At 60.4% G+C, this 26280-nt stretch carries 22 protein-coding genes; 10 read left to right on the forward strand and 12 right to left on the reverse strand.

Annotated elements, in window-relative coordinates; genetic code table 11:
- Both AB5Y92_RS15640 and galE read right to left on the reverse strand, forming a co-directional pair.
- Positions 1-95 (reverse strand): hypothetical protein (locus tag AB5Y92_RS15640; RefSeq protein WP_368227112.1); only part of this gene is annotated, 95 nt, incomplete at its 3' end.
- Positions 96-155: 60 nt separating this feature from the next.
- On the reverse strand, positions 156-1169 hold the full coding sequence (gene galE / locus AB5Y92_RS15645) for a UDP-glucose 4-epimerase GalE (protein WP_368227098.1): 1014 nt from the start codon (positions 1167-1169) through the stop codon (positions 156-158).
- A 202-nt stretch (positions 1170-1371) separates the two neighbouring features.
- Between galE and AB5Y92_RS15650 the strand changes: the two genes are divergently transcribed.
- The 6 genes from AB5Y92_RS15650 (at position 1372) to AB5Y92_RS15675 (ending at position 11276) form a co-directional block, all read left to right on the forward strand.
- Positions 1372-2379 carry a substrate-binding domain-containing protein gene (locus AB5Y92_RS15650; protein WP_033136345.1) on the forward strand — a complete coding sequence of 336 codons (1008 nt, stop codon included), beginning with the start codon at positions 1372-1374 and terminating at the stop codon, positions 2377-2379.
- Positions 2380-2567: 188 nt separating this feature from the next.
- A complete protein-coding gene (locus AB5Y92_RS15655) occupies positions 2568-5627 on the forward strand; it encodes a beta-galactosidase (RefSeq protein ID WP_368227099.1) in 3060 nt (1019 codons plus the stop codon).
- A 276-nt stretch (positions 5628-5903) separates the two neighbouring features.
- Complete coding sequence (mglB, locus tag AB5Y92_RS15660; RefSeq protein ID WP_005340747.1) at positions 5904-6890, forward strand: galactose/glucose ABC transporter substrate-binding protein MglB; 987 nt, start codon at positions 5904-5906, stop codon at positions 6888-6890.
- A gap of 53 nt (positions 6891-6943) precedes the next feature.
- Entirely contained in the window at positions 6944-8464 is a 1521-nt protein-coding gene (gene mglA, locus AB5Y92_RS15665) for a galactose/methyl galactoside ABC transporter ATP-binding protein MglA (protein WP_069527674.1), read from the forward strand.
- 16 nt (positions 8465-8480) lie between these two features.
- The gene (mglC, locus tag AB5Y92_RS15670) at positions 8481-9491 is read left to right on the forward strand and encodes a galactose/methyl galactoside ABC transporter permease MglC (RefSeq protein WP_368227100.1); all 1011 of its coding nucleotides are present in this window, start codon (positions 8481-8483) and stop codon (positions 9489-9491) included.
- 51 nt (positions 9492-9542) lie between these two features.
- The gene (locus AB5Y92_RS15675; RefSeq protein ID WP_368227101.1) at positions 9543-11276 is read left to right on the forward strand and encodes a methyl-accepting chemotaxis protein; all 1734 of its coding nucleotides are present in this window, start codon (positions 9543-9545) and stop codon (positions 11274-11276) included.
- Between the two features lie 67 nt (positions 11277-11343).
- Here AB5Y92_RS15675 and trmA read toward each other — a convergent pair whose 3' ends face one another.
- Positions 11344-12477: a tRNA (uridine(54)-C5)-methyltransferase TrmA gene (gene trmA, locus AB5Y92_RS15680; RefSeq protein WP_216949961.1), complete on the reverse strand. Its 1134-nt coding sequence runs from the start codon at positions 12475-12477 to the stop codon at positions 11344-11346.
- Positions 12478-12647: 170 nt separating this feature from the next.
- On the opposite strand from trmA, the gene AB5Y92_RS15685 reads away from it, so the two are divergent.
- On the forward strand, positions 12648-13790 hold the full coding sequence (locus AB5Y92_RS15685) for a DUF5610 domain-containing protein (RefSeq protein ID WP_245097497.1): 1143 nt from the start codon (positions 12648-12650) through the stop codon (positions 13788-13790).
- Positions 13791-13879: 89 nt separating this feature from the next.
- Positions 13880-14413: an ATP--cob(I)alamin adenosyltransferase gene (locus AB5Y92_RS15690; protein WP_043821496.1), complete on the forward strand. Its 534-nt coding sequence runs from the start codon at positions 13880-13882 to the stop codon at positions 14411-14413.
- Between the two features lie 99 nt (positions 14414-14512).
- Here the strand turns inward: AB5Y92_RS15690 and malZ are convergent, their stop codons facing one another.
- The 9 genes from malZ to AB5Y92_RS15735 all read right to left on the reverse strand — a co-directional run bounded on the left by malZ (position 14513) and on the right by AB5Y92_RS15735 (position 22788).
- A complete protein-coding gene (malZ, locus tag AB5Y92_RS15695) occupies positions 14513-16342 on the reverse strand; it encodes a maltodextrin glucosidase (RefSeq protein WP_005355500.1) in 1830 nt (609 codons plus the stop codon).
- A 5-nt stretch (positions 16343-16347) separates the two neighbouring features.
- Complete coding sequence (locus AB5Y92_RS15700) at positions 16348-17178, reverse strand: HDOD domain-containing protein (protein ID WP_075116200.1); 831 nt, start codon at positions 17176-17178, stop codon at positions 16348-16350.
- A gap of 88 nt (positions 17179-17266) precedes the next feature.
- Positions 17267-17683, reverse strand: a complete 417-nt coding sequence (locus AB5Y92_RS15705) for an META domain-containing protein (protein ID WP_107683310.1) — start codon at positions 17681-17683, stop codon at positions 17267-17269.
- 165 nt (positions 17684-17848) lie between these two features.
- Complete coding sequence (gene yegD, locus AB5Y92_RS15710) at positions 17849-19210, reverse strand: molecular chaperone (protein ID WP_064339148.1); 1362 nt, start codon at positions 19208-19210, stop codon at positions 17849-17851.
- A 92-nt stretch (positions 19211-19302) separates the two neighbouring features.
- A complete protein-coding gene (locus tag AB5Y92_RS15715) occupies positions 19303-20292 on the reverse strand; it encodes a 2-hydroxyacid dehydrogenase (RefSeq protein ID WP_005340720.1) in 990 nt (329 codons plus the stop codon).
- A 74-nt stretch (positions 20293-20366) separates the two neighbouring features.
- Positions 20367-20861: a CreA family protein gene (locus AB5Y92_RS15720; RefSeq protein ID WP_216949963.1), complete on the reverse strand. Its 495-nt coding sequence runs from the start codon at positions 20859-20861 to the stop codon at positions 20367-20369.
- A gap of 26 nt (positions 20862-20887) precedes the next feature.
- A complete protein-coding gene (locus AB5Y92_RS15725) occupies positions 20888-21334 on the reverse strand; it encodes a DUF962 domain-containing protein (RefSeq protein WP_216949964.1) in 447 nt (148 codons plus the stop codon).
- Positions 21335-21396: 62 nt separating this feature from the next.
- A complete protein-coding gene (locus tag AB5Y92_RS15730; RefSeq protein WP_216949965.1) occupies positions 21397-22254 on the reverse strand; it encodes a hypothetical protein in 858 nt (285 codons plus the stop codon).
- Positions 22255-22401: 147 nt separating this feature from the next.
- Positions 22402-22788, reverse strand: a complete 387-nt coding sequence (locus AB5Y92_RS15735) for a TraR/DksA C4-type zinc finger protein (protein WP_005356952.1) — start codon at positions 22786-22788, stop codon at positions 22402-22404.
- 480 nt (positions 22789-23268) lie between these two features.
- Between AB5Y92_RS15735 and AB5Y92_RS15740 the strand changes: the two genes are divergently transcribed.
- Entirely contained in the window at positions 23269-24600 is a 1332-nt protein-coding gene (locus tag AB5Y92_RS15740; protein WP_013723370.1) for a glutamine synthetase family protein, read from the forward strand.
- A 283-nt stretch (positions 24601-24883) separates the two neighbouring features.
- The gene (locus AB5Y92_RS15745; RefSeq protein WP_368227102.1) at positions 24884-26245 is read left to right on the forward strand and encodes an aspartate aminotransferase family protein; all 1362 of its coding nucleotides are present in this window, start codon (positions 24884-24886) and stop codon (positions 26243-26245) included.
- Positions 26246-26280: the final 35 nt, after the last annotated feature.

Raw genomic sequence — 26280 nt, forward strand, 5'->3', positions numbered from 1 at the left:
TGCCAGGGGCGTTTGGCCCGATGGGGGGAGACCAGCACATACTGGCCGGTCAGCGGGTTGAAGCGGCGATGGGGATGATCGATGGGGTTGAACATCATCTCTCCTGAATAAGGTATTGAAAAATAGGGTCGTCTATTAACAGGGAGCAGGCAGGCCTACTCCTCGTAACCGTTCGGATTGGCGGATTGCCAGCGCCAGCTGTCGGCGCACATGGCGTCGATGTTGCGGGTCGCCTGCCAGCCCAGTTCACGCTGCGCCTTGGCCGGATCGGCCCAGCAGGCGGCGATATCGCCCGGGCGACGCGGCTCGATGCGAAATGGCAGCGGCTTGCCACAGGCAGCAGAGAAAGCGGCGACCAGCTGCAACACGCTCTGGCCCTCGCCGGTGCCCAGGTTGTAGGTGTGCACGCCACCCTTGCCGGCGCAGTGTTGCAGCGCCTTGACGTGCCCTTCGGCGAGATCCATTACATGGATGTAGTCGCGCACGCCGGTGCCGTCCGGGGTGGGGTAATCGTTTCCAAAGACAGACAAGCAGTCGCGACGGCCAATGGCCACCTGGGTTAAAAATGGCATGAGATTGTTGGGGATCCCTTGCGGGTCTTCCCCCATGGCGCCCGATTCGTGGGCGCCGACCGGATTGAAGTAGCGCAGCAGGGTCATGCTCCAGTGCGGCTCGGCCAGCTGCAGATCTTCGAGGATCTCCTCGATGATCAGCTTGGATCGCCCGTAAGGGTTGGTGGCGCTGCGAGGGAAATCCTCGCGGATCGGCAGATTGGCGGGATCGCCGTAGACGGTAGCTGATGAGCTGAACACCAGATTGTGCACGCCAGCCCGCTTCATCGCCTGCAGCAGGGTGAGGGTGCCACCGAGGTTGTTCTCGTAGTAATCCAGTGGAATGCGGGTCGACTCGCCGACCGCCTTGAGGGCGGCAAAGTGGATCACTGCATCGATATGCTGCTCGGCGAAGATCCGGTCCAGCAGGGCGGCATCGCGAATATCTCCTTGATAGAACATAGGTTGCTGGCCGCTGATAGCCGCGACTCGAGTCAATACGCTGCGCTTGCTGTTGCAGAGGTTGTCGACCACCACGGGATTCATACCTGCCGCTTGCAGGGCCAGACAGGTGTGGCTGCCGATATATCCGCAACCGCCGGTGACCAGAACGTTCATCTTGCTCTCCACTGAAAAAGTGTCTGGAAGCAGTCTAGCCGAGGGTGTGGCGACCAAACTGTGAGCTTGCTTGCAAAACAGTGTAAACGATTACACTGTTTTTATGGTCATCCTGACGGCAGATATGCGTTTCACCCCTGTTTTCAATGGGTTTGCTGGGTATAATGGCGCTCTATTGCACAGTGAAAGAAGTGAAAACAGCATGAGCACCATCAAGGATGTCGCCCGTTTGGCCAATGTGTCGGTGGCAACGGTTTCACGGGTGATGAACAACTCCCCCAAGGCCAGCGCTGCGTCTCGCGAAGTGGTGCAGAAGGCAATGGCCGAACTGGGCTACACCCCCAACGCCAACGCGCGGGCACTGGTCAGCCAGACTTGCGACACCATGGGAGTGGTGGTCGGAGACGTGGCGGATCCCTTCTTTGGTGCACTGGTGAAGGGGGTCTCGGGCGTAGCCGTCGAGCAGAATCTCCACCTGCTGATGGGTAATGGTTTTCACAAGGCGCGGCAGGAGCGCGAAGCGATCGAGCTGCTGATCGGCAAGCGCTGCGAGGCGCTGGTGGTGCACAGCAAGGCGCTGAGCGACGAGGAACTGTGCGATTACGCCATGCGGGTGCCCGGCATGGTGCTGATCAACCGCGATATTGCTGCCCTCAAGGGTCGCTGCATCGCCCTCAATAACCGGCTGGGGGCGGCTACGGCGACCCGTCATCTGATCGATCTTGGCCACCGCCACATCGCCTTTATCAGCTCGGATCACGCCATCGAGGATGCCACCTTGCGCCTGCAGGGTTATCAGGATGGACTGATGGAAGCGGGTCTGGCAGCCGATCCCGAGCTTATCGAGAGCGGCACCCCGAACGAGGAGGGGGGCGAGCGCGCCATGCTCAACCTGCTGGCCAAGGGGCTCAAGGTGACCGCGGTGGTGGCCTATAACGATGCCATGGCGGCCGGTGCCATCTCGGTGCTGGCGGATAACGGCCTGCGGGTGCCGGAGGAGGTCTCGGTGGTGGGCTTCGATGACATCATCTATGCCAGATACCTGAGACCCAAGCTCTCCACCATGCGCTATCCCATCGAGCTGATGGCAGCCCAGGCGGCCAAGCTGGCCATTCAGCTGGCGGCGGGGGAGAGTGAAGCGACCCAGAGCCGGATTTATACCCCCACCCTGATCAATCGCCACTCGGTGGCACCGGTTCGGGCCGGATAGCCCCTTTTACGGCCCTGTTCGGGGCCGTTTATTGCACAGTTATTGTTTTACCTGTTTTTAATCATTTTTACTCCGCTTTACTTAACAAAATAAGTGTAATCGTTTACATTCATGTGAGCGAGATCGCCGTTCCCTGCGTCATACTTCTCTAGACTGAATACGTTTTCCAATCAGCAGGGAGAGAGTGAATGCTCAGGGAGATAGTGGCGCGTCAGGATTGGCAGACTCAGGCCATTACGTCGGTAAACCGCTTGGCTGCCCATACCCCCATGTTCAGCTGGCGCAGCGAAACGGATGCCAAGGATGATCTGGCCTCTTCCTCCCGTCTCTTGCTCGATGGCGAGTGGCGCTTCTCCTTCTTTGCCGCCCCCGAGCGGGTGCCCGAGAGCTGGCTGGAACAGGATCTGGCGGATGCGACTCCCATTACCGTACCGGGTAACTGGCAGCTGGATGCCGCCTATCCGGCTGCGCGGCCGCTCACCGATGGCCCCATCTACACCAATATCAAGTACCCCTTTCCTTGCGATCCGCCCCGGGTGCCGGCAGAGAACCCCACCGGTTGCTACTCCCGCGAGTTCGAACTGTCCGCCGACTGGCTGGCCAGCGGTCAGAGCCGGATCATCTTTGACGGGGTGAGCAGCGCCTTCCACCTCTTCTGCAACGGCCGCTGGGTCGGTTACTCCCAGGACAGCCGGCTGCCCGCCGAATTCGATCTGACCCCATATCTGCAGAGCGGTCGCAACCGGCTGGCGGTGCTGGTGCTGCGCTGGTCCGACGGCTCCTATCTGGAAGATCAGGATATGTGGTGGCTGTCGGGGATCTTCCGCTCCGTCAGCCTGTTGCACAAACCGTCCCGCCATCTGATGGATATGCGGGTGACCCCCGAGCTGGATGCCTGCTATCGGGATGGCCGTCTCAAGATTGCCCTGCAAGTCGCCAATGGGGTCGGTCTGTCGGTAGAGGCCAATCTCTATGACGGTAGCGAGCGGGTCGCGACCCTGCGCCAGCCGATAGGCACCCAAGCCATTGATGAGAAGGGGGCGTATGACGATCGCGCCGAGTTCTGGCTCGACGTGGCTGCGCCGCGCAAGTGGAGCGCCGAGACGCCCCATCTCTATCGCCTGACCCTGACCCTGCTGGACGAGCTGGGCCAGGCTATCGAGAGCGAGGCGTGCGATGTAGGCTTTCGGGTGGTGGAGATCCGTGGCGGCCTGCTGCGGGTCAACGGTCAGCTGCTGCTTGTTCGTGGTGCCAACCGTCATGAACACCATCCCGCCAAGGGTTATGCCATCGATCGCGCCACCATGGAGCGGGATCTGCTGCTGATGAAGCGGCACAACTTCAATGCGGTGCGCTGCTCCCACTATCCCAACCACCCCGACTTCTATCGCCTCTGCGATCGGCTCGGTCTCTATGTGGTGGACGAGGCGAATCTGGAGACCCACGGCATGACTCCGATGGGGCGGCTGGCGCGGGATCCCGCCTGGAGCAATGCCTTTCTGGAGCGGGCGACCCGCATGGTGGCACGGGATTTCAACCACCCCTCGATCATCATCTGGTCGCTCGGCAACGAGTCGGGTTACGGCCCAGCCCACGATGCCATGTATGGCTGGATCAAGCGCAGCGACCCGAGCCGTCCGGTGCAGTACGAGGGGGGCGGGGCCGATACCCCGGCGACCGACATTATCTGCCCCATGTATGCCAGAACCCATCAGGATCAGCCCTTCCCGGCGGTGCCCAAGTGGGCGCTGGCCAAGTGGATCGGTCTGCCCGACGAGCACCGGCCGCTGATCCTCTGCGAATATGCCCACGCCATGGGTAACAGTTTGGGGGGCTACGCCCACTACTGGCAGGCGTTTCGCGATCATCCACGCCTGCAAGGCGGGTTTGTCTGGGATTGGGTCGATCAGGGGCTCGACAAATACACCGCCGATGGTCGCCACTACTGGGGCTATGGCGGCGACTTCGGTGATGTGCAAAACGATCGCCAGTTCTGCTGCAACGGCCTGCTGTTCCCGGATCGCACCCCCCATCCCACCCTGTTCGAGGCAAAACGTGCCCAGCAGCCGTTCCGCTTCAGCCTGCTTGAGCACACCCCGCTGCGGGTGCGGATCGAGAGCGAATACCTGTTTCGGGAAACCGACAACGAGCGGCTTTGCTGGCAGCTGTGTGAGAACGGCCATGTGCAGCAGCAGGGGGAGTTCTCCCTTGAGCTGGCGCCACAGGGGGGGGTCGAGTTGACCCTGAGCGAGACACTGCCCGCCTTTGCGGCAGGCTCACTGGCCTGGCTCGATCTGGCCATCGTTCAGCCGCAGGCTACCCTATGGTCGCAGGCGGATCACAAGGTCGCCCGTCAGCAGTTCACCCTGCCGACCCCCCTTGCTCTGCCTGCGCCAGTCGCGGCCGCCACCCTGAGCGAACAGTCAGATGGCTGGCGGATCACTGCCGCAAACAGTCAGTGGTGGCTCGACAAGCTGAGCGGCCGCATCACCAGTTGGCAAAAATCGGGGCAGGAGCAGTTGTTGGCGCCGATCATGGAACACTTCTATCGCGCACCGCTCGACAACGACATTGGCACCAGCGAAGCGGATCACGCCGACCCCAACTCCTGGATTGCTCGCTGGCAGGGCTGTGGCCTCGGTCAGTGGCAGCACCGCTGTCTGGGGATCGCGGTCGTCGGAGGGGATATCCGGGTCAGCCATGGTTACTTCCACCACGATGAGCTGCTGCTGGTGAGTCACTGGCATCACCGCTTTACCGACGATGGCGCCATGAGCCTGGAGATAGAAACCGAGCTGGCACAGGTGCTGCCGTCGCTGCCGCGGATCGGTCTGCTGCTTCATCTGGCCGAGGTACCGGCGCGAGCCGAATGGTTGGGACGCGGCCCGCACGAGAACTATCCGGATCGCCTGCTGGGCGCCGATCTGGGGCGCTGGAGTCTGCCGCTGGAGGCGATGCATACCCCTTACATTTTCCCGAGTGACAACGGCTTGCGCTGTGATACCCGCCAGTTGCAGCTGGGCAGCACGACGGTGAGCGGCACCTTCCATTTCAGTGCCAGCCGCTTCAGTCAGCAACAGCTGGCCGCTGCTCGTCACCAGAGCGATCTGGTGGCCGAAGAGGGGCTGTGGGTCTGTCTCGATGGCGCCCATATGGGGGTGGGCGGTGATGACTCCTGGAGCCAGAGCGTGCGTCCCGAGTATCAACTGCTCGAGCGTCGTTACCGTTGGGGCTGCACTCTCCGTTAAGCCAGCTATTGAGACGACTGTCGAGCCTGTGTGCCATTTTGACAACAGACCAGTAACGACTAGCCTCAATGCTGTGGGAAAGATTGAGTCTCAAATCTGATTTTTATTTATATGTATTTGAAAAATAAATATAAAGTTTCAATGTAACAGAGTGTAAACGTTTTCATTTTGTCGTCGTGATCACAGAAGAAATGACAACAAATTGATTACATTGATTGGCGCTTGCTCAATTGCTCGCCACCCTACAACACAGATAGACACATCGGAGCACACATAATGAAAAAACTGACCACAGTTGCCGCCCTGCTGATGGGCATGATGGCTGGAGCCAATGCCCAGGCTGACACTCGTATCGGGGTAACCGTCTACAAATACGACGACAACTTCATGGCGGTCGTGCGCAAGGCCATCGAGAAGGAGGCGGCAGCCACTCCGGGGGTGGAGCTGCTGATGAACGACTCCCAGAACGACCAGTCCAAGCAGAACGACCAGATCGATGTGCTGCTGGCCAAAGGGGTGAAGGCGCTGGCCATCAACCTGGTTGACCCGGCTGCGGCACCGGTGGTGATTGAGAAAGCCCGTGGCGAAGATATCCCGGTGGTCTTCTACAACAAGGAGCCGAGCGCTACCGATCTGGCCAGCTACGACAAGGCCTACTACGTGGGCACTGACTCCAAGGAGTCAGGGATCATCCAGGGTCAGCTGATTGCCAAACATTGGAAAGCCCATCCGGAGTGGGATCTGAACAAGGATGGCGTGATCCAGTTCGTGTTGCTGAAAGGGGAGCCGGGTCACCCGGATGCCGAAGCGCGCACCTCCTACGTGGTCAAGACCCTGAACGATGGTGGCGTCAAGACTGAACAACTGCACATGGATACCGGTATGTGGGATACCGCCATGGCGAAAGACAAGATGGATGCCTGGATCTCCGGCCCCAACGCCAACAAGATCGAAGTGGTCATCGCCAACAACGACGGCATGGCAATGGGTGCAGTCGAGTCACTGAAAGCCCAGGGCAAGACTGCCATTCCGGTATTCGGCGTCGATGCGCTGCCGGAAGCGTTGGCCATGGTCAAGAGCGGTGCCATGGCGGGTACCGTGCTGAACGATGCGGCCAACCAGGCCAAAGCCACCTTCGAGCTGACCAAGAACCTGGCTGAAGGCAAACCGGCCGGTGAAGGCACCAAGTGGAATATCGTCGACAAGGTAGTACGTGTTGCCTACGTCGGTGTGGATAAAGACAACCTGTCCCAATTCGAGTAATTCCCTCCTCCAGGGCAAGGGAGATCCCCTTGCCCTTTTTTCAACCAGATGTGATGGCTGATATGACAACACAGCAACAATCAGAATGGCTGTTGGAGATGATTGACGTCAGTAAGAGTTTTCCCGGCGTCAAGGCACTCGATAATGTCAATTTACGGGTCCGTCCTCATTCTGTGCATGCGTTGATGGGCGAGAACGGAGCGGGAAAATCCACACTGCTCAAGTGCCTGTTCGGCATTTACGAGAAGGATCAGGGCAAGATCTTCTTCAAGGGGCAGGAGATCAACTTCACCTCCTCCAAAGAGGCGCTGGAAAATGGCGTCTCCATGGTGCATCAGGAGCTCAACCTGGTGTTGCAGCGTACCGTGATGGACAACATGTGGCTCGGCCGCTACCCCACCAAGGGGTGGTTTATCGACCACGGCAAGATGTATGACGACACCAAGCGCATCTTCGATGAGCTGGATATCGACATCGACCCCAAAGTGAAGGTCGCGACCCTGTCGGTCTCCCAGATGCAGATGATCGAGATCGCCAAGGCGTTCTCCTACGATGCCAAGATCGTCATCATGGACGAACCCACCTCCTCGCTGACCGAGAAAGAGGTGAATCACCTCTTCAAGATCATCAACAAGTTAAAGGAGAAGGGGTGCGGCATCGTCTACATCTCTCACAAGATGGAGGAGATCTTCCAGCTCTGTGACGAGATCACCATATTGCGGGATGGCCAGTGGGTGGCAACCCAGCCGCTCAAGGGCATGACCATGGATCAGATCATCGGCATGATGGTCGGCCGTGAACTGACCCAGCGTTTCCCGGAAAAGACCAACCAGCCGAAAGAGGTGATCCTCGAGATCGAACACCTGACGGCGAAGAACCAGCCCTCCATTCAGGACATCACCTTCAACCTGCACAAGGGGGAGATCCTCGGCATCGCCGGACTGGTGGGAGCCAAGCGCACCGACATCGTCGAGACCCTGTTCGGTATTCGCGATCGCAGTCAGGGCAGCATCAAGCTGCACGGCAAAGAAGTAGCCAACCACAACGCCCACGAAGCGATCCGCAACGGCTTTGCGCTGGTGACGGAAGAGCGCCGCTCCACCGGTATCTACTCCCGGCTCGATATCGCCTTCAACTCCCTGATCGCCAACATGGACAGCTACAAGGGCTCCATGGGGCTGCTCAGCGACAACAAGATGAAGAGCGATACCCAGTGGGTGATCGACTCCATGCGGGTCAAGACGCCGACCCAGCAGACCCAGATCGGTTCCCTCTCCGGGGGCAACCAGCAGAAGGTGATCATCGGTCGCTGGCTGCTGACCCAGCCGGAGATCCTGATGCTTGACGAGCCCACCCGCGGCATCGACGTCGGGGCCAAGTTCGAGATCTACCAGCTCATCCTGGAGCTGGCGAAGAAGGACAAGGGGATCATCATCATCTCGTCAGAGATGCCGGAATTGCTGGGGATCACCGATCGCATCATGGTGATGAGCAATGGCCGGGTCGCCGGGATCGTCAATACCAAAGAAACTGACCAGAGCGAGATACTGCGCCTGGCATCTCTGTACCTCTAGAGACAGGAAGACATTTATGGAGTCGGCTAAAAATTTCAATCTGATGCAGGCGCTCAAGGAAAACGCCATCTATCTGGTGCTGCTGGTGCTGCTCATGGTCATCGTGATCCAGGAGCCCTCCTTCCTGAGCCTCACCAACTTCAGCAACATCCTGACCCAGTCCTCGGTGCGGGTCATCATCGCGCTGGGGGTGGCGGGCATCATCATCACCCAGGGGACGGATCTCTCGGCCGGTCGTCAGGTCGGTCTGGCGGCACTCATCGCGGCAACCATGTTGCAGGCGCTGACCAACGTCAACAAGGTGTTCCCGACGCTGGGGGAGGTGCCCATTCCGGCGGTGATCCTGCTGGTGTGTGTGGTGGGTGCCCTGATTGGTCTGGTCAACGGTCTCATTGTGGCCTACCTGAACGTAACCCCGTTCATTACCACTCTGGGCACCATGATCATCGTTTACGGTATCAACTCCCTCTACTTCGATTCGGTGGGTGCCTCGCCGGTGGCCGGGTTTGACCCCCGCTTCTCCAGCTTCGCCCAGGGCTTTATCCGGATCGGCGGCTTCAAGCTCTCCTATCTCACCTTCTATGCGGCCATCGCCAGCGTCTTTGTCTGGGTGCTGTGGAACAAGACCCGTTTTGGCAAAAACATCTTCGCCATCGGCGGCAACCCCGAGGCTGCCAAGGTCTCCGGCGTCAATGTGGCGATCAATCTGGTGATGATCTATGCGCTGGCAGGGGTCTTCTACGCCTTCGGCGGCATGCTGGAAGCGGGCCGGATCGGTAGCGCCACCAACAACCTCGGCTTCATGTACGAGCTGGATGCCATCGCGGCGTGTGTGGTAGGCGGGGTGTCGTTTGCCGGCGGGGTGGGAACGGTCGCGGGTGTGATCACAGGCGTACTTATCTTCACCCTGATCAACTATGGCTTGACCTATATCGGGGTCAGCCCTTACTGGCAGTTCATCATCAAGGGCGGCATCATCATTCTGGCGGTGGCCCTGGACTCCATGAAGTACGCCAAGAAGAAATAACGATTGGCAGAGAGGGTTGGCGTTGCCAGCCCTCTCTTCTGGAGGGAACCCATGCCATTCAAGGTCAAGATTTACCTCTTGCTGCTACTGGCCATTCTGGTCACCATCGGCACCGCCGGACTCAGTGTGAATCACTTCATCAGTGGCTACATTCGCACTCAGGCAACCCACAACATCAACGAGCAGATCACTCTGGTCAAAGAGAAGCTGGCCAGCGACATCAATCAGAAGATCCTGTTGGCCGCCAACCTCAACTTCGGGGTGACCAACGTCAAGAAGACCCTGCAAGAGACCGGCTTTCACAACATCGTCAAGGTGATCGGCGACATGGCCTTCGACGTGAGCGGTGTCATCAACGATACGGCCAAGGTCGATGCCCTGCGCAAGCTGATCCCCGCCGCCAACAACCAGATCACCGTCAGCCCGCTGCAACAGGTGGATGGCAAGCCGGTCATCACCATTCTGGTGCCGCGCGGTGCCGATTCGGCCTATCTCTACTACCTCGACATGAGCGAGTTCAAAAGCCTGCTGGAGAAGATGAGCGGCGATGGCCGCTACTTCTCGCTGGCCGACGGCCGGGGCAACAGCCTCTATAACAGCAAGCCGCAAGGGGAGAGTGAAGCGCGCCCCAACCAGCTGGATATTCGTGGCAGCAGCTGGACGCTGACCGGCTACATCGACCTCGATTACATCCGTGCCATGACCCGGGCCCTCAACGGCCAGATCATCATGGCACTGTGCGGCGTGGCGATCGTGGTGATGGTGCTGGCGATGCTGGCGCTCAATGTGGCCTATCGCCCCATCCTCTCGCTGCGGGATCTGGTGCTGGAGCTCTCCCGCGGCAGCGGCGATCTCACCCGCCGACTGGCGGTGACCAGCAAGGATGACCTGGGCCAGATCTCGGCTGGGATCAACCGCTTTATCGAGCGGCTGCAGGAGATGATGGGGGAGGTGCGGCAGGCGAGCGGCCAGCTCAACAGCGGCATCGAGGGGCTGGCCAACCAGACCGGCGCCGCCCAGTCCCTGCTGGCGGACCATGTACGCGAGACCGAGCAGGTGGTGACCGCCATCAACGAGATGAGCCGCACCGCGGTCTCCGTCTCCGAGAGTGCGGCCAGCACCGCCCAGCTCACCGGCCAGAGCCAGCAACTGGCGAGCCAGTCCCGTCAGGTGGTAGATCAGGCAATGGCCAGCGTGATGGCGCTGGTGGACGAAGTGGAAGCCACTGCCCGCTCCATTGAAGCGATGCAACAGGATGTGCAGCAGATTGGCTCAGTGCTCGGGGTGATCGGCAGCATTGCCGAACAGACCAACCTGCTGGCGCTCAACGCCGCCATCGAGGCGGCCCGCGCTGGTGAACAGGGGCGTGGCTTTGCGGTGGTGGCAGACGAAGTGCGTTCCCTCGCGGCCCGCACCCAGCAGAGCACAGCCGAGATCCAGACCATGCTGGCCAGTCTGCAGCGGGGCACCCGCACCGTGGTGGATGCCATGGGCAACACCAAGCAGAGCTGTCAGGGGGCGGCCGAGAACACCACCAGGGTCAACGAGTCGCTGGATCTGATGGCAGGGGAAGTAGTGGAGATCAACGATCTCATCAGCCATATCGCCACGGCGGCGGAGCAGCAGAGCGCGGTGGCCGAAGAGATCAACCGCAACATGAGTGCCATCGCCGAAGTGATCCGCCAGCTGACCCACAATAGCGAAGCGACGGTCGCCAGCTCCGTGGCGATGCAGCAGACCTACGACCGGCTGCGGGAGATCGTGGGTCACTTCCGGCTGGAGTGAGGCCGGTGTTCAGTCAATAACAAAACAGGGCCATCCGGCCCTGTTGTTGTTTTCTTGTCTGCCTGAATCAACCGGCCTTGCGGCGCAGATAGACCCCGGCTTCCATGTGATGGGTCCAGGGGAACTGGTCGAACAGGGCGAAACGGGCGATTTCGTGGGTTTCGCCCAGCACGGCCATGTTGGCCTGCAGGGTATCTGGGTTGCAGGAGATGTAGAGGATGTTGTCGTACTCCTGCACCAGCTTGACGGTGGCATCGTCCAGACCTGCGCGGGGTGGGTCAACGAAGATGGTGTTGCACTGGTAGCTCTTGAGATCGACCCCCTTGAGGCGGTTGAACTCCCGCTCGCCACGCATCGCCATGGTGAACTCTTCGGCCGACATCCGAAGGATGATCAGGTTGTCGACGCCGTTGGCGGCGATGTTGAACTGGGCGGAGTCGACGCTCGGCTTGGCGATCTCGGTGGCCAGCACCTTGCGGAAGTTCTGCGCCAGCGCGATGGAGAAGTTGCCGTTGCCGCAATAGAGCTCCAGCAGGTCCCCTTCGCTCCCCTTGGTCACATCCAGCGCCCAGGCCAGCATTTGTTCGTTGATGGCGGCGTTGGGCTGGGTGAAGCTGTTCTCCACCTGTTTGTAGGTGAGCTGGCGACCCGCCACGTTGAGCTGTTCGATGACGAAGTCATCCCCCAGACAGATCTTCTGCTTGTGGGCGCGGCCAATCAGTTGCAGCTCGAACCCCTTGGCGCGCAGATCGGCCTGCAGCGCTTCGGCGGCCTGTTGCCACTCTGCTTCCAGCTTGCGGTGATAGAGCAGGCTGACGATGATCTGGCCGGACTGGGTGGAGAGGTAGTCGATCTGGAACAGCTTGCGGCGCAGCACCGGGTGTGGGCGCAGCCCCTCCAGCAGCAGCGGCATCAACTGGTTGATGAGGCGGCTGGCGGTAGGGAAGTGGTCTATCTTGATGATCTCTTTGGTCGCCGGGGCATACATGCAGTGGAAGAGGTCATCCCCTTCGTGCCAGATGCGAAATTCGGCGCGCATCCGGTAGTACTCCGCCGGTGAGCTGTGCACTTCCAGCGCCGGGAGGGTGAAGCCGGCAAACAGCTCGGTGAGGCGAGCGCGCTTTTCGTCGAGTTGGGCCTGATAGTCGGCCGCGGTTCTAGGCGCCGGAGCGTTCGCGGAAGGCTGTTGGGACTGGGTCATAAATACCTCACATGCACACCGGCCGGGCCGGGTCGAAATCGGGGGAAGGCAACAGGCCACCCAAAGGGGCCCGATTTTAAAAGCCAGCGGCAGATTGTCCAGCATTTTGTGGTCAAGAAGTGTTCAGTCAGGCCGATAGCTGATCTACAGGCATGGTGGGAGGACACATTATGCAGATCGAAGGCGTGGGCGCAGCCCAACCCAAGGGAGTGGGTGTTTCTCCCAAATCGCCCCAACAGGCGGAGCAGAAACAGGTCAAGAGCGAGGAGGCTGTCTCCTTGCACAAGCCGCCCAAGTGGGCGCAGGTGCTGATCCAGCAGGCATTGCAGTTCTCGCTGGAGATCAACGGCCAGGGTTATCAGGCGCCGAAGGTGAAAGAGCCCGAAGAGATCACCCCTGAGACCCTGTTTGACTTCCAGTCGGTGGCGGACAACGTGCTGCAGTTCGTGACCGGACGGCTCGGTGCCGCGCGGGCCGATGGCAAGTCTGACGACGACCTGACCGGGATGATGGAGCAGGCCCGCAAGGGGGTCGACAATGGCTTTGACGAGGCGAAGAAGCAGCTCGGCAAGTGGGCGACTGACAATGACGATATCAAAACCGGTATCGATCAGAGCTACAAGCTGATCCAGAAAGGGCTCGAGGAGTTCGAGAAGGAGTTCTTCGGCAAGGTCTCTCCGACCGACATGGGGCAGGCCGAGATGGCCAGCCGCCAGCAGGGTTATCTGGAGATCCAGACCAAGGATGGCGACAAGGTGGTGCTGCGCTTCAACGACAGCTGGCAGACCAAGTCCCAGAGCAGCGAGAGCGGCAGCCAGTTCAGCCTCAAGTCGAGCCAGAGCTTCAGCTTCTCGCTTGAAGGGGAGCTCAGCAGCGACGAGATGGAGTCCATCGGCAAGCTGGTCAAAGGGATCGATGAGCTGGCGGGGAACTTCTTCTCCGGCAACTTCGAGGATCTGCTGGACAAGGCGGGCGAGCTGAAACTGGATGACAGCCAGCTGGCCTCCTACTCTCTCAAGCTCAAGCAGAGCGTCAAGCTGAGCCAGACCTATCAGGGGGCGCACTCCCTGCAGGATCTGATCAAGCCGTTTGCCGACTATCTGCCGAAGCTGGATCAGGTGCAGAAACAGGCGGATAGCCTGCTGCCACCATCCCAGCAACAGGCGCTGACCCCGGCCGTGTTGGCGGCGAGAGGGGAAGGGGAACCTGCACAGGTCGATCGCTTCACCAGCTTCAACCAGCGGATGCTGGAGGCGCTACGGATGATCAACCAGTTCCAGCCGTCTACCGAGCCCACCAGTAAGAACGCCTGAACCACAGCGCGTTACGCAAGTAATGACCTGCCGTTTGCCAGCCCTTCCCGGGGCTGGCAAACTGGCCTTTTCTCCAATCCGGTTGCCCCATGAACCCCAAGAAGCCAAGAGACAAGCGCGAGCTCTGCTACCCCTTTATCTTCGAAACCTCGCTCAAATGTGATTTTGAAATCGCCACCGACGAGCTCTGCTGTCAGGTCGGGGCCGTGCTGTCACACCTTGCGCCGGATGCCGATACCGAGCCCATGCTGGCGGATCTCGCGGCGTTGCAGCGACTTATCTACAACCTAAACGGCTCGGTACGCGGCAAGCTGGGGATCTTCGATGCAGACCTTGAGTGGCTCAAGGCCCGTTACGACCACTACAACGAGGCGAGTCGCGGCAGCGTCACCGGTTTCGTGCTGCCGCAGGGGCCGCAGCCCATTCCCACCCTCCATCTGTGCCGCTGTGGCAGCAAGAAGGTGGTGCGGCTGCTGGTCCGGTTGGAAGAGAGCGGGGTGGCCTTCGATCCCATTCTCTATCGCTTCGCCAACCTGCTGGCCAACTTCTTCTTCGTGCTCACCGTCTACCTCAAGCAGCGCTGGCAGGTGCCGGAAGTGCCCTACGTCAGCATCAATTACTGATGGCGGCAGGCAAAGATCCAAACGTCATGGTGGATTGAATGGAATAAAAAACCGGAGCCTTGGGCTCCGGTTTTGTTTTTCAGCATGTCAGTTGCCCACTCAGCTGGAGATCAGCACCCGGGCCGAGTTGGCGGGGATGGTGAGCTGCACCTCGCCCTGCACCACTTCGAACTTCTCGCCGTTGAAGGCGTCGGTGAAGCGGCTGGCGGGGCTGGCGGTCTGCCACAGAGGCAGGCTGATGGTGCGCGGCTCGCTCGGATGGCGGTTGCAGGCCACCACCACCTGATCGCTTTGCAGGGTACGGGCGAACACATAGCTGTGGGGCCCGGCGTAGAGGGTCTGGATATCGCCACGGCGCAGGGAGGGGCGCTGGCGGCGGATCTGGATCAGCCGGCGATAGTGGTCGTGCAGCACGTGATCCCAGTCTGTGGTATCCCACGGGAAGCAGCGGCGGCAGTCCGGGTCGTTGCCGCCGGAGAGTCCCACTTCATCGCCGTAGTAGATAGACGGCACACCGATATAGGTGAGCAGCAGGGTGGCGGCCAGCTGCATCCGCTGTTTGTCCTCGCCCAGCAGATGGAGGAAACGGGCGGTATCGTGGCTGTCCAGCAGGTTGAACTGGGCCAGCTGGTTCTTGAACGGGATATGGGCCCGCGCCAGCTTGAGCCAGCGATCCAGCTCTTCGGCGCTGATCTTGATGGGGTGGTAGGCGATATCCTTGCCAGCCAGGAAGGCGCGGATCGGGTGGGCGAAGCCGTAGTAGTTCATGGCGCCATCCTCCTGATCCCCTTGCAGCCACTGGCTCGCTTCGAAGAAGTGTTCGCCGAGCACATAGGCGTCCGGGTTCTCCTGCTTCACCGCGCCGCGAATGGCGCGCACATGGCTGCGGTTGCCCTCGGCGGTGCCGCGCTCCCCCAGCATGTGGATGACGTCGAAGCGCCAGCCATCGATCTGGTAGGGTGCGCGCATCCAGTAACGGAGGATGGCGTCGTCGGCCCGATAGACGGCGTCTTGCACCTTCTCGCAGGAGAAGTCGAGCTTGGGCAGGCTGCGAATGCCCTTCCAGCTGACATAATCCCCTTCTTTGTCAAAGGTGTAGAAGCTGCGCCACGGGGAGTCCGGGTTGCTCTGGGCTCCCAGTGGCGGGCAGAACCAGGGGTGCTCGGTAGAGGTGTGGTTGACCACTGCATCGAGGATGATCTTCATGCCGCGCTGGTGCAGGTTGCGGGTCAGCTCGGCGAACTGCTCGTTGCTGCCGAGGTGGGCATCCACCTTGAAGTAGTCCTGAGTGTCGTACTTGTGGTTGCTCGGCGAATCGAAGATGGGGTTGAGGTAGAGCGCCGTCACCCCGAGAGATTGCAGGTAGTGGAGCTTGGCATCGATCCCCGCCAGATCGCCACCGTAAAATTCGCAGGCGCCGTGGCCCTCTTCGTGGCGACTGACCGGCTCGCCCCACGCCTTGCTGATCACCGCTTTGCCGCGATATTCGTACTCGTGATGCTTGACGCTCAGCGACGGATCGCCGTTGCAGAAACGGTCGGGGAAGATCTGGTAGAACACCTGATCCTGCACCCAGGCCGGTGGCTGGTGCAGGCTGTTGAAGCGAAAATGCTGTTCCCGTGGCGGCATGGACGCGCTGACGCCCGCACCGTGCAGCCACCACTGCTCCTCGTCGGTGAGGCACTTGAAGCTGTAGAGGTGGATATCCTGTCCCTTGATGAGCGGCAGGGTCGCCTGCCACACCTGCAGCCGATCGCGGGTGGAGACCGCTGTCATCGGGATCAGGTACTCCTCGTTATCCGGCTCGTGGCGCAGCCACACCTCGCGGATCGGCGCATCCAGCTCGCTAAAGAGGGTCAATTGCAGTGCGTCGGCGCTCTCTTTGAACCAGGGCGCCACCTGGGGATGAAACAGAAACGGATGGGTCATGATGCTTATTGAGTCAGAAGATCGGCGAGGGCATTACCCTGTTCATGCAGTGTTTCGAGCTGGCCTGCCAGCGACTTGGGATCCAGTCCCAACTGGTCGGCGAGCGGTTTGGGGAAGCGGGCGATGATGGCCTGGGCAGGCACGCCCGCGTTCCAGGCGAAGGAGATAAACACGGCGAGGCGGATCAGCACCGCCTCCTTGCTGACCGGATCGTGGGAGAGCGGGTCAAGCTGCTGGGAGATGGCATCGACGAAGGCCTCAGAGAGGTTCCAGCGCCGCGCCAGCTCGGCACCGAGCTGGGCATAGTCGTAGCCCAGCATCTCCCGCTGGGCCTCGACCCGGCTGCTGCCGTTCTGGATCGCCATGTTGATGAGCTCGGCCTCCTCCGGCAAGGTGCTCTGGATAAGCAGTTCGCCGATGTTGTGGATCAACGCGCAGGTGAAGGCGGTCTCGGGATCCATCACCTTGGCCTCCTGGGCCAGGGTTCGGGCTATGGTGGCGACCTGGAAGGTCTCGGTCCAGAACTTGTTCTTGTCGAAGCTGGGCGGGGCCTTGAAGGTGCCGATGATGCCGGAGGCGACCACCACGGAGCGCAGCCGGTTGAAGCCGAGCCGGATCACCGCCTGTTCGATGGAGGTCACTTCGTTGCCCCGGCGCAGGGCGGCCGAGTTGGCCATCCGCAGCACCTTGACGCTGATCACCTGATCCATGGCGATCTTGGCCGCAATCTCGTCGATGCGGGCATTCTCGTCGTTGAAGCTCTGCATCAACTCGTGCAGCAGCTTGGGAATAGTGGGGAGTTGTTTGATCTTGTCAAACAGGCGATCCATCGACATGGCTGAGGCAGCCTCCGTTGCGAACTCTGCCTCATATTGTGCCACAGCCGGACAACATGTTCCTGTTTGTGATGCGGCTTTGTGAGCGCTAGAACACCCAGTCGCGCAAGGTGTATTCCAAACGGTGCTGTTTGCCCTGCAGGATCAGGTTCTGGCTGGTGCCGCTCAGGGTCGCACCCTCGGTCAGGGTGGTCAGTACGGCCTGTTCTATGGTGTCGAGCGGCGGCATGCAGGCCATTTCGGTGCTGCCCAGACTGGTGACCCACAGTTTGTCATCTTCCAGATGGCCCTGACCGAAGTAGCGGTTGCAACCGGCGATGCCGTTGACGGTGAAGTGCTCGCCGATCTCGAAATCGGGGGGATTGTCGCGGGGGGCCTCGATCGGTTCGCCATCCAGTTTGCTCAGTACCCAGTGGTGGTGTTGCAGATCTTGCTGAACAAAAGCGGTCGAGCTGCAGCCAGCGAGCAGTAACAGGGGGATCAGCAAAAAGGGCAATCTGGGCATGAGGGGGCTCCGGTTGGGGGAGCGTCAAGAATACCCTTTTTGGGCTGTCGGGAGCAGGGCGGGAGAGGGGACGACCGACCGCTTCTGTCGCCCCTTGTCCCGCACGACTGTCGCTTAATGGCAACACCCGGGTGATGTTGCCATCGATTAACGCGGCCTCAGGGCTCAGTTGGCGAACAGCCGCTCGGCATAACGGGCAAGACCCGCGGCCACCGAGCCGAAGTCATCGCCACCCTCGAGCGGGATGGACGGGAGCTTCTGGCGGATAAAGCTGGCGATCAGCGGCGAGCGGGCGCTACCGCCGGTGACGAAGATGCGATCCGGCTGCACACCGGCAGCGGCAATCGCTTCGTCCATCAGCTCGCCAATTTTTTCCAGCAGCAGGGCCGAGGCGTTGGCCAGCTGTTCGCGGGTCAGCTCCGCTTCCAGCCCTTTTTCCAGCTCGGCCAGCGACTGGCGATTGAGTTCCTGCTCCGATAGGGCGATCTTGCCCTGCTCGGCGCGCCACACCAGCTGGTGGCTCAGCTTGTGGGCCCGCAGGCTGGCCAGACGCCCCAACTTGCTGCCGGGTTGGCTGTCGAGCTGCAGATCCTGCAGCTGGCGGGCGGTGTCGAGGCTGTAGAAGCGGCTCTGGGCGCTGACGTCGTTGATGGCAGCCGCATCCCAGAACAGCGGGTGGGGCAGCGGCTTGCCGGTCTTGAGGGTCTCGTGCATGCCGAGCAGCGGCATCATCCCCTCCACCGTCAGGCGGATGTCGAAGTCGTTGCCACCGATCCGCTGGCCGCTGTGGCCGAGCAGATCGCCGCTGCGATCCAGCTGATCGCGGTAGCTGGGACCCATCCGCAGCATGGAGCAGTCGGTGGTACCGCCGCCGATATCCACCACCAGTACCACGGCGTCTTCGGTGAGGCGCGCCTCGAATTCAAACCCGGCGGCCACCGGTTCATAGAGGAACTCCACCTGCTCGAAACCGGCCAGACGGGCCGCCTCGGTCAGGATGGCGATAGCTTGCTGGTTGCTCTCTTCCCCCGCCAGACCCTGGAAGTTGACCGGTCGACCGATCACCGCCTGGCGGATCGGGGCACCGAGCTGCTGCTCCGCCTGCTGGCGGACATGGAGCATCATGGCGCAGACGATATCTTCAAACAGGGCGATCTGGGGAGCCTTGAGGCCATAGGCACCGAGGAAGGATTTCGGTGACTTGATGTAGTAGCCGTCGTCCGGCTCTTCCAGATAGCGCTCCAGTGCAGCGCCGCCAAAGCTCAGCTCGTCGATCAGTCCCTCTTCGCGCATCTGGCGGCGAACCATCTGGGCGCGGGTGACCACGGGGCCACGCAGCTTGAGGTACTCCGCCTGCTGGGCGGGGGCCAGCCCTTCGGCCAGCAGACCGGCGATAGCATCCCGGTGGGGGGCATGCAGGGTGGAGGGGAGATAGCGGGATGCACCAAGATTCAGCAGCCTGGGGCTACCTTGTTCCATCACGGCCACGGCACAGTTGGAGGTGCCGTAATCAAATCCGATAAACATGGGCGCCAGACTCCTGAATAAAAAAGGGGGGCTAGCCTACCCGAAGGCGCCGGGTCTCACAACCCGGCGCGTGACGAAGAGAGGGCGAGCCCTTATTCCACTTCGTTGTCGCAGCGGCCCTGGCTCTCGATGGCGCGGATATTGCCGAGGGTGGTATCGGCGATGGCGTGCAGTGCCTCGCGGGTCAGGAACGCCTGATGGCCGGTGAACAGCACGTTGTGGCAGGCAGACAGGCGGCGGAACACGTCATCGGTGATCACCTCGTTGGACTTGTCGGAGAAGAAGAGATCCTCTTCCTCTTCGTAGACATCCAGCCCCAGTGCGCCGATACGGGAGGTCTTGAGTGCCTCGATGGCGGCGTTGGAGTCGAGCAGGCCGCCACGACTGGTGTTGATGATCATCACCCCGTCCTTCATCTTGGCAAATGCCTCCTTGTTCAACAGGTGGTAGTTCTCTTTGAACAGCGGGCAGTGCAGGCTGATGATGTCGGATTGGCGGAACAGAGTATCGAGATCCACGTACTCGGCTCCCAGCTCGATAGCTGCCGGATTCTGGTAAGGATCGTTGACCAGCAGGCGAACCCCGAACCCCTTGAGGATGCGCAGGGCGGCCAGACCGATCTTGCCGGTGCCGATGACGCCAACGGTCTTGCCATGCATGTTGAAGCCGACCAGCCCTTCCAGCGAGAAGTTGGCGTCGCGGGTGCGCTGATAAGCCTTATGGATGCGGCGGTTGAGGCACATCATCATGCCGACGGCGTGTTCTGCAGTCGCCTCGGGGGAGTAGGCGGGCACCCGCACCACTTTCAGCCCCAGCTCTTTGGCGGCGGCCAGATCCACGTTGTTGTAACCGGCGCAGCGCAGGGCAATCACCTGGGTACCGTTGGCGGCCAATTCGGTCAATACCTCGCGGTCAGCATCGTCATTGACGAACAGACACACCACAGGGAAGCCGTGAGCCAGTCGGGCCGTTTTGGCCTCCAGCCGCACATCGAAAAACTCCAGGTCGAAGCCGTACTGGCTGTTGGCCTGGTTGAAATGCTCTTTGTCATAGCTCTTGGTACTGAATACGGCGACTTTCATGGTATTTGCTCCGCAGCGTGTGTGTCGTCAAATTACAACAAAATGGGTCAGCTATCACCGGACAAACCGGCTGGTTATTGTCCCCACGGCATAATGGGAACGGCGCTGACTGCACTCTTGTACGAACCATCCACCAGTTTGGTGCTGTAGGTCAGGTAAACCAGTGCATTGCGTTTCTTGTCGTAAAAACGCACCACTTTCTGCTCCTTGAACACCAGCGAGGTGCTGACATCGAACACCTCTTCCCCCGCTTTCAGCTTTTCGGGCAGGGCGATGGGGCCGATCTGGTGGCACGACAGGGAGGCGTGGGAGGGATCTTCCGCCAGTCCCAGCCCGCCTTTTACACCACCGGTCTTTGGGCGCGCCAGATAGCAGGCGACGCCGTCGATGCGCGGGTCGTCGAACGCCTCCACCAGGATCTTGTGGTTGGGGCCAAACAGCTTGAAGGCGGTGCTCACTTCACCGACGGTATCAGCCTTGTCGGCCAGCGCCGGGCCGGCAAACAGGGCCCCCAGTAGCAGGGGCAGGGCGCGGCGCAGGGCGTTATGTCGCGTGTGGTTATGTGTCATGGTCTCTCCTGTTGGCCCGGCATTCCTCAATAGGGAATGCCCAGGCGACGATAGAGGCTGGCAAGCACCCAGGCGGGGCCTATCAGCAGAAATTGCAGGTCGGCGAGGAAGGAGGGGCGCTTGCCCTCGATCTTGTGGCCGACAAACTGGGCTATCCAGAGCAGCACGAACGCTGCCACCGAGGGCCACAGCAGCGGCCCCTGCCACTGGTGGCAGAAGGCCAGCCCGAGCGCGGTCAGTCCGGCCATCCCCGCGAACAGCGAAAACGACAGCTGCAAATAGAACAGCAGCACCGGAATGGCTGCCACTGCCGCCCAGTTGAGGGGCTCTGGCAAGGGCCCGTGTGGCAGACACCAGAGCAGCGCCAGCGAGCAGAGATAGATGCCCGGCACCGCCAGTTTGTGGATGGCGACGTTTGTCGGATGGCGATGGCTCTGGCCGTACTGCGCAAACCACTCCTGGATTCCCTTCATAGCACCTCCCTGGCGCACTGTGTTCTCGCTGCCTGACCTTCGTGGTCAGGCGCTCGCGATGCTTATCCCTGCGGTGGATACTCCCAATATTGGGCCGGAATGGATTTTAGCAACGGGGTCATATCCGGATTGGGCAGGGCGATGGTGACCCGCTGATCGAGGTTGGCGCTGGCGAGCGCTTCGCGGATCTTGGGGTTGTCATTGAAGAACTTCATAAAGCTGCCATCGGCATAGGCCCGCTCCAGCCCGGTCTGAATCGCCTTGGCCAGCTTGGGGTATTCGGGGCTGACGAAGAAGAACTGGGCGAAGGGGTAGCGGATCAGCAGATGCTGCTCGATAGCGAGGTTGGGATACTGCGCCACCAGCTCGCTGCGCTCGGCGAAGATCTCCACCAGGGCGCGAGGGAAGAAGTCGATCTTGTCGCCGTCGTTGATAAGGCGAAACAGGCTGCTGTATCGGCCGGAGAAGGTCGGGATGCCCGCATTTTCCAGAATTTTGTTATCGGCCCAACCGACCCCTTGCGCCGCCTTCAGCTGTTTGAGGTCGGCCAGGGTATTGATCTGGTTGAACTTCTCCTGAGCATCCGCGTGGATGAAGGACAGCCGCAATCCTTCCAGCCCGCGAAACAGCGGAATGGGGACGGCAATCAGGGAGGATTCGAGTACGCTGGATGTGCCCATCCAGAAGACGTTGATGGTCTTGCCCTTGCTCAGCTGCTGCTGGAGGGTGAACTGGTTGAGGTCGAGTTCGACAGGCTGGATGCGAAAGGGTTGCCCGGAGCGGGTCAGGGCCAGTTCCAGCAGCTTGTACTGGTACTCCTGGTCAAGATTGTTGACGGGACGGCTGGGGACCTTGACCGTCAGAACCTGTGCTTGTGCCAGCAGTGGCAGGCACAAACACAGCTTGATGAGCCATTTCACTCTCTGTTCTCCTGTAGATTCCGGAAGGTGTCCGGAGTCTAACAGAACTTGTCACCATCTTGCTGCGAGGCGTTGTGCAAGGTTTGAGCGCGGGGCCCTGTCTTGCTGGCGTCTGTTGCACCAGAATGGTGACGGTTCTTCGAAGAATCAGGCGACGCGACGGAACACGTGGGTATCGTTAAATTCCTTGGTGCTCTGGCATTCGACGCAGAAACGGGATTCCGGACGGGCATGCAGCCGCTTGAGGGAGATCTCGTCACCGCAAGATTCGCAGTAACCAAAATCCCCTTCGCTGATGCGCTTCAATGCGCCCCGCAGCTTGCGCAGGTGCAGCTTGTCGTGCTCGATGCGGTTCAGCTCCAGACGGCGGGCTTCCTCGATACTGGCACGGTCAATTTCATCAGCCATCTCGTTGGTGTCGGTGGCGATGGCCTGGCTGGCCTGGGAGTTCAGGCGCTCTTCGAGCTCGACGATCTGTCGCTCGATCTGCCCCTTGTAAAAGGCCAGTTGGTCTTCAGTCATGAAATCACACATACGATTAACTACCAGTCAGTTTACTAACCCAATTATCCCTGTTTATGGGGGCTGTCTGCCTACAGACCAAGCCCTTGTATCCCGATTTGCACCTGTTTCATGCAAGAGAGTGCAAATCAGGGCGGGCCTTGTACCAAAAAAATGCAGCCAAGCAAAGCAAATAGGATAAGGATTGTGCGCCCTTGCAAAAAAATGGTCCGTTCCTGCGGGGGATTGGTCGGGATCTGGCGTCCGCTTCACCCTCTGTTGGCATCGCCTTTGCAACGATGAGAAGGGTGGGCTTCGTACGGATTTGAGTGTTTAGTATTTGGTGCCGCCTTGGTCATTATATGCGCCGTTATTTATAGTTTTTTAAACACGCCCGCTTGACATTGCCCTTGATGGCGGGCTTTTATGGTTATGTTGATTACAATTTTATAACAAGGGTGTTCCATATATTAGACACCCTTGCCAATGGCAACCGTAAAGTCGGGGTTTAACATGGACAGTATCAAAGGCTGGATGGAGAGCAATCGCATCACGGAAGTGGAGTGCCTGTTCCCGGATTTCACCGGCAACGCCCGGGGCAAGATCATCCCAGCCAACAAGTTTTTGCGCGAAGGGGGCATGCGTCTGCCCGAGGTGATTTTCACCCAGACGGTAACCGGCGAATATCCGGATGACGACAGCATGATCGACCCGCTGGAGCGGGACATGCAGCTCTATCCCGACCCCAACACTATCCGTTTTGTCCCCTGGGCGCTGGAGCCCACTGCCCAGGTGATCCACGACTGTTTCGACGTCAACGGCAAGCTGATCGACATCGCGCCGCGCTCCGTGCTGCGTCGGGTTCTGTCATTTTACGAGAAGCAGGGCTGGAAGCCGGTGGTGGCGCCCGAGCTGGAATTCTATCTGGTCACCCGCAACGAAGACCCCGACTATCCGCTGGTGCCGCCGGTCGGTCGCAACGGCCGCCCTGAGACCGCCCGCCAGTCGTTCAGTATCGATGCAGTCAACGAGTTCGACCCCATCTTTGAAGACATGTATGACTACTGTGAGGCGCAGGAGCTGGAGGTGGACACCCTGATCCACGAGTCGGGCGCCGCCCAGATGGAGATCAACTTCCTGCATGGTGATGCCATCGATCTGGCGGATCAGGTGTTCCTGTTCAAGCGCACCATGCGTGAGGCCGCTCACCGCCACGGTATCTATGCCACCTTTATGGCCAAGCCGATGAGCGACGAACCGGGGTCGGCCATGCACATCCACCAGAGTCTGGAAGATGTGAACGGCCACAACCTGTTCGGTACCCCGAATGGCGGCAACAGCGAACAGTTCATGCACTTCATCGCCGGTCTGCAGAAATACACCCCGGCGGTGACCGCCCTGCTGGCACCCAACGTCAACTCCTATCGCCGCCTCACCTTCGGCGAGAGTGCGCCACGCAACGTCCAGTGGGGTGTCGAGAACCGCACCTGTGGTCTGCGGGTCCCATTCTCCGACCCGAGTGCCCGCAGGGTGGAGAACCGTTTCGCCGGTGCCGATGCCAATCCCTATCTGGCGCTGGCTGCCACTCTGGCCTGTGGCTATCTCGGCATGATGGAGAAGCTGGAGCCGCTGCCGGAGATGAAGTCGAGCGCCTATGACCTGCCCTACAGCCTGCCCCGCTCGCTGGAGGAGGCACTCAGCCATCTCGAACAGTGCGAGCCCATCAAGGAGATGCTGGGCGAGCGCTTCACCCGCGCCTTCGTCGCGGTCAAACGCAAAGAGTACGAGACCTACTTCGGGGTGATCAGTCGCTGGGAGCGTGAGTTCCTGCTGCTGAACGTCTGACCCGGATGCGTGCCAGCCACGCATCGTCCGACCCGGGGAGGCTGGCTGCCTCCCCAGCCTGTACAACCGGTGAGACGGGATGGGGATGCCCTGCCCGCGACCGCTTGCTGGTGCAAGGGGTGGTCGCCGTCCCGGTTGAAGGGGACGACCATTTTTCGCTTTAGTAGAAGAAACCGGGGAGCAAGCCTTGCCGCAGACCGCCCGAGAGTGGCTGTGAGCATGTCGGACATTCCCCACTAATTGATAAAAATCATGCCAAATCGAAGGAACCGAGGAGCAACAAATGCAGCAGACTACCCGTGAGTGGCAGCAACTGGATGCCAGCCACCACCTGCACCCCTTTAGCGACTTTCAGGCCCTGAACAAGAAGGGCAGTCGTATCATCACCAAGGCCAGCGGCGTCTATCTGGAAGACTCCGAGGGCAAGCGCATCCTTGATGGCATGGCGGGCTTGTGGTGCGTCAATATGGGCTATGGCCGTCAGGAGCTGGTGGATGCCGCCACCCGCCAGATGCAGCAGTTGCCCTACTACAACCTCTTCTTCCAGACCGCTCACCCGCCGGTGATCGAGCTGGCTACCCTGCTGGCCGAGGTGACGCCAGCCCATCTCAACCACGTCTTCTTCACCGGCTCCGGCTCCGAGTGCAACGATACCGTGTTGCGGATGGTGCGCCACTACTGGGCCAGCAAGGGTCAGCCCGACAAACAGGTGATCATCAGTCGCCATAACGCCTATCACGGCTCCACCGTGGCGGGGGCGAGTCTGGGTGGCATGAAGGGGATGCATGCCCAGGGTGGTCTGCCCATTCCCGGTATAGTCCATATCGATCAGCCCTACCACTTCGGTGAGGGGCAGGGGATGAGTGCCCACGAGTTCGGGCTGGAGCGGGCCCGCCAGCTGGAGCAGAAGATTCTGGAGCTGGGGGTGGACAAGGTGGCGGCCTTTATCGGCGAGCCGATCCAGGGGGCGGGCGGTGTCATCATTCCGCCTGACAGCTACTGGCCGGAGATCCAGCGTATCTGCGATCAATACGGCATCCTGCTGATCGCCGACGAGGTGATCTGCGGCTTTGGTCGCACCGGCCACTGGTTTGCCAGCGAAGGGTTTGGCATCAAGCCGGACCTGATGTGTCTGGCCAAGGGGATCACCTCCGGTTATCTGCCGCTCGGCGCAGTGATGGTGAGCGACCGGGTTGCCAAGGGGCTGGTGGAGGAGGGGGGCGAGTTCAACCACGGCTTCACCTGCTCGGGCCATCCGGTCTCTTGCGCCGTGGCGGTGGCCAATATCCAGCTTATGCAGAAAGAGAGCATAGTTAAGCGAGTGCATGATAACATCGGCCCCTATTTGCAGCGCCGCTGGGCGGAGCTGGCCGATCATCCGCTGGTGGGAGAAACCCGAGGCAAAGGATTGGTCGCCGCGCTGGAAATCGTTGAGGACAAGCAGACCAACCGGCGTTTCCCGGCTCAGGCAAATGCGGGGATGACTTGCCGGGAGTTCTGCTTTAACAATGGCTTGGTGATGAGGGCGGTAGGCGATACCATGATCATATCGCCCCCCTTGGTCATCACCGAGGAACAGGTTGATGAATTGGTCGATCTGGCCAGGCGCAGTCTGGATCTGACAGCCGCAAAGCTGAAAGGTTGAGGTGGGTCGGGCAGGTTGGCATGCGCATACAATTT

It is taken from the genome of Aeromonas sp. R1-1 (assembly GCF_040908495.1).
Taxonomy (GTDB): Bacteria; Pseudomonadota; Gammaproteobacteria; order Enterobacterales; family Aeromonadaceae; genus Aeromonas; species Aeromonas veronii.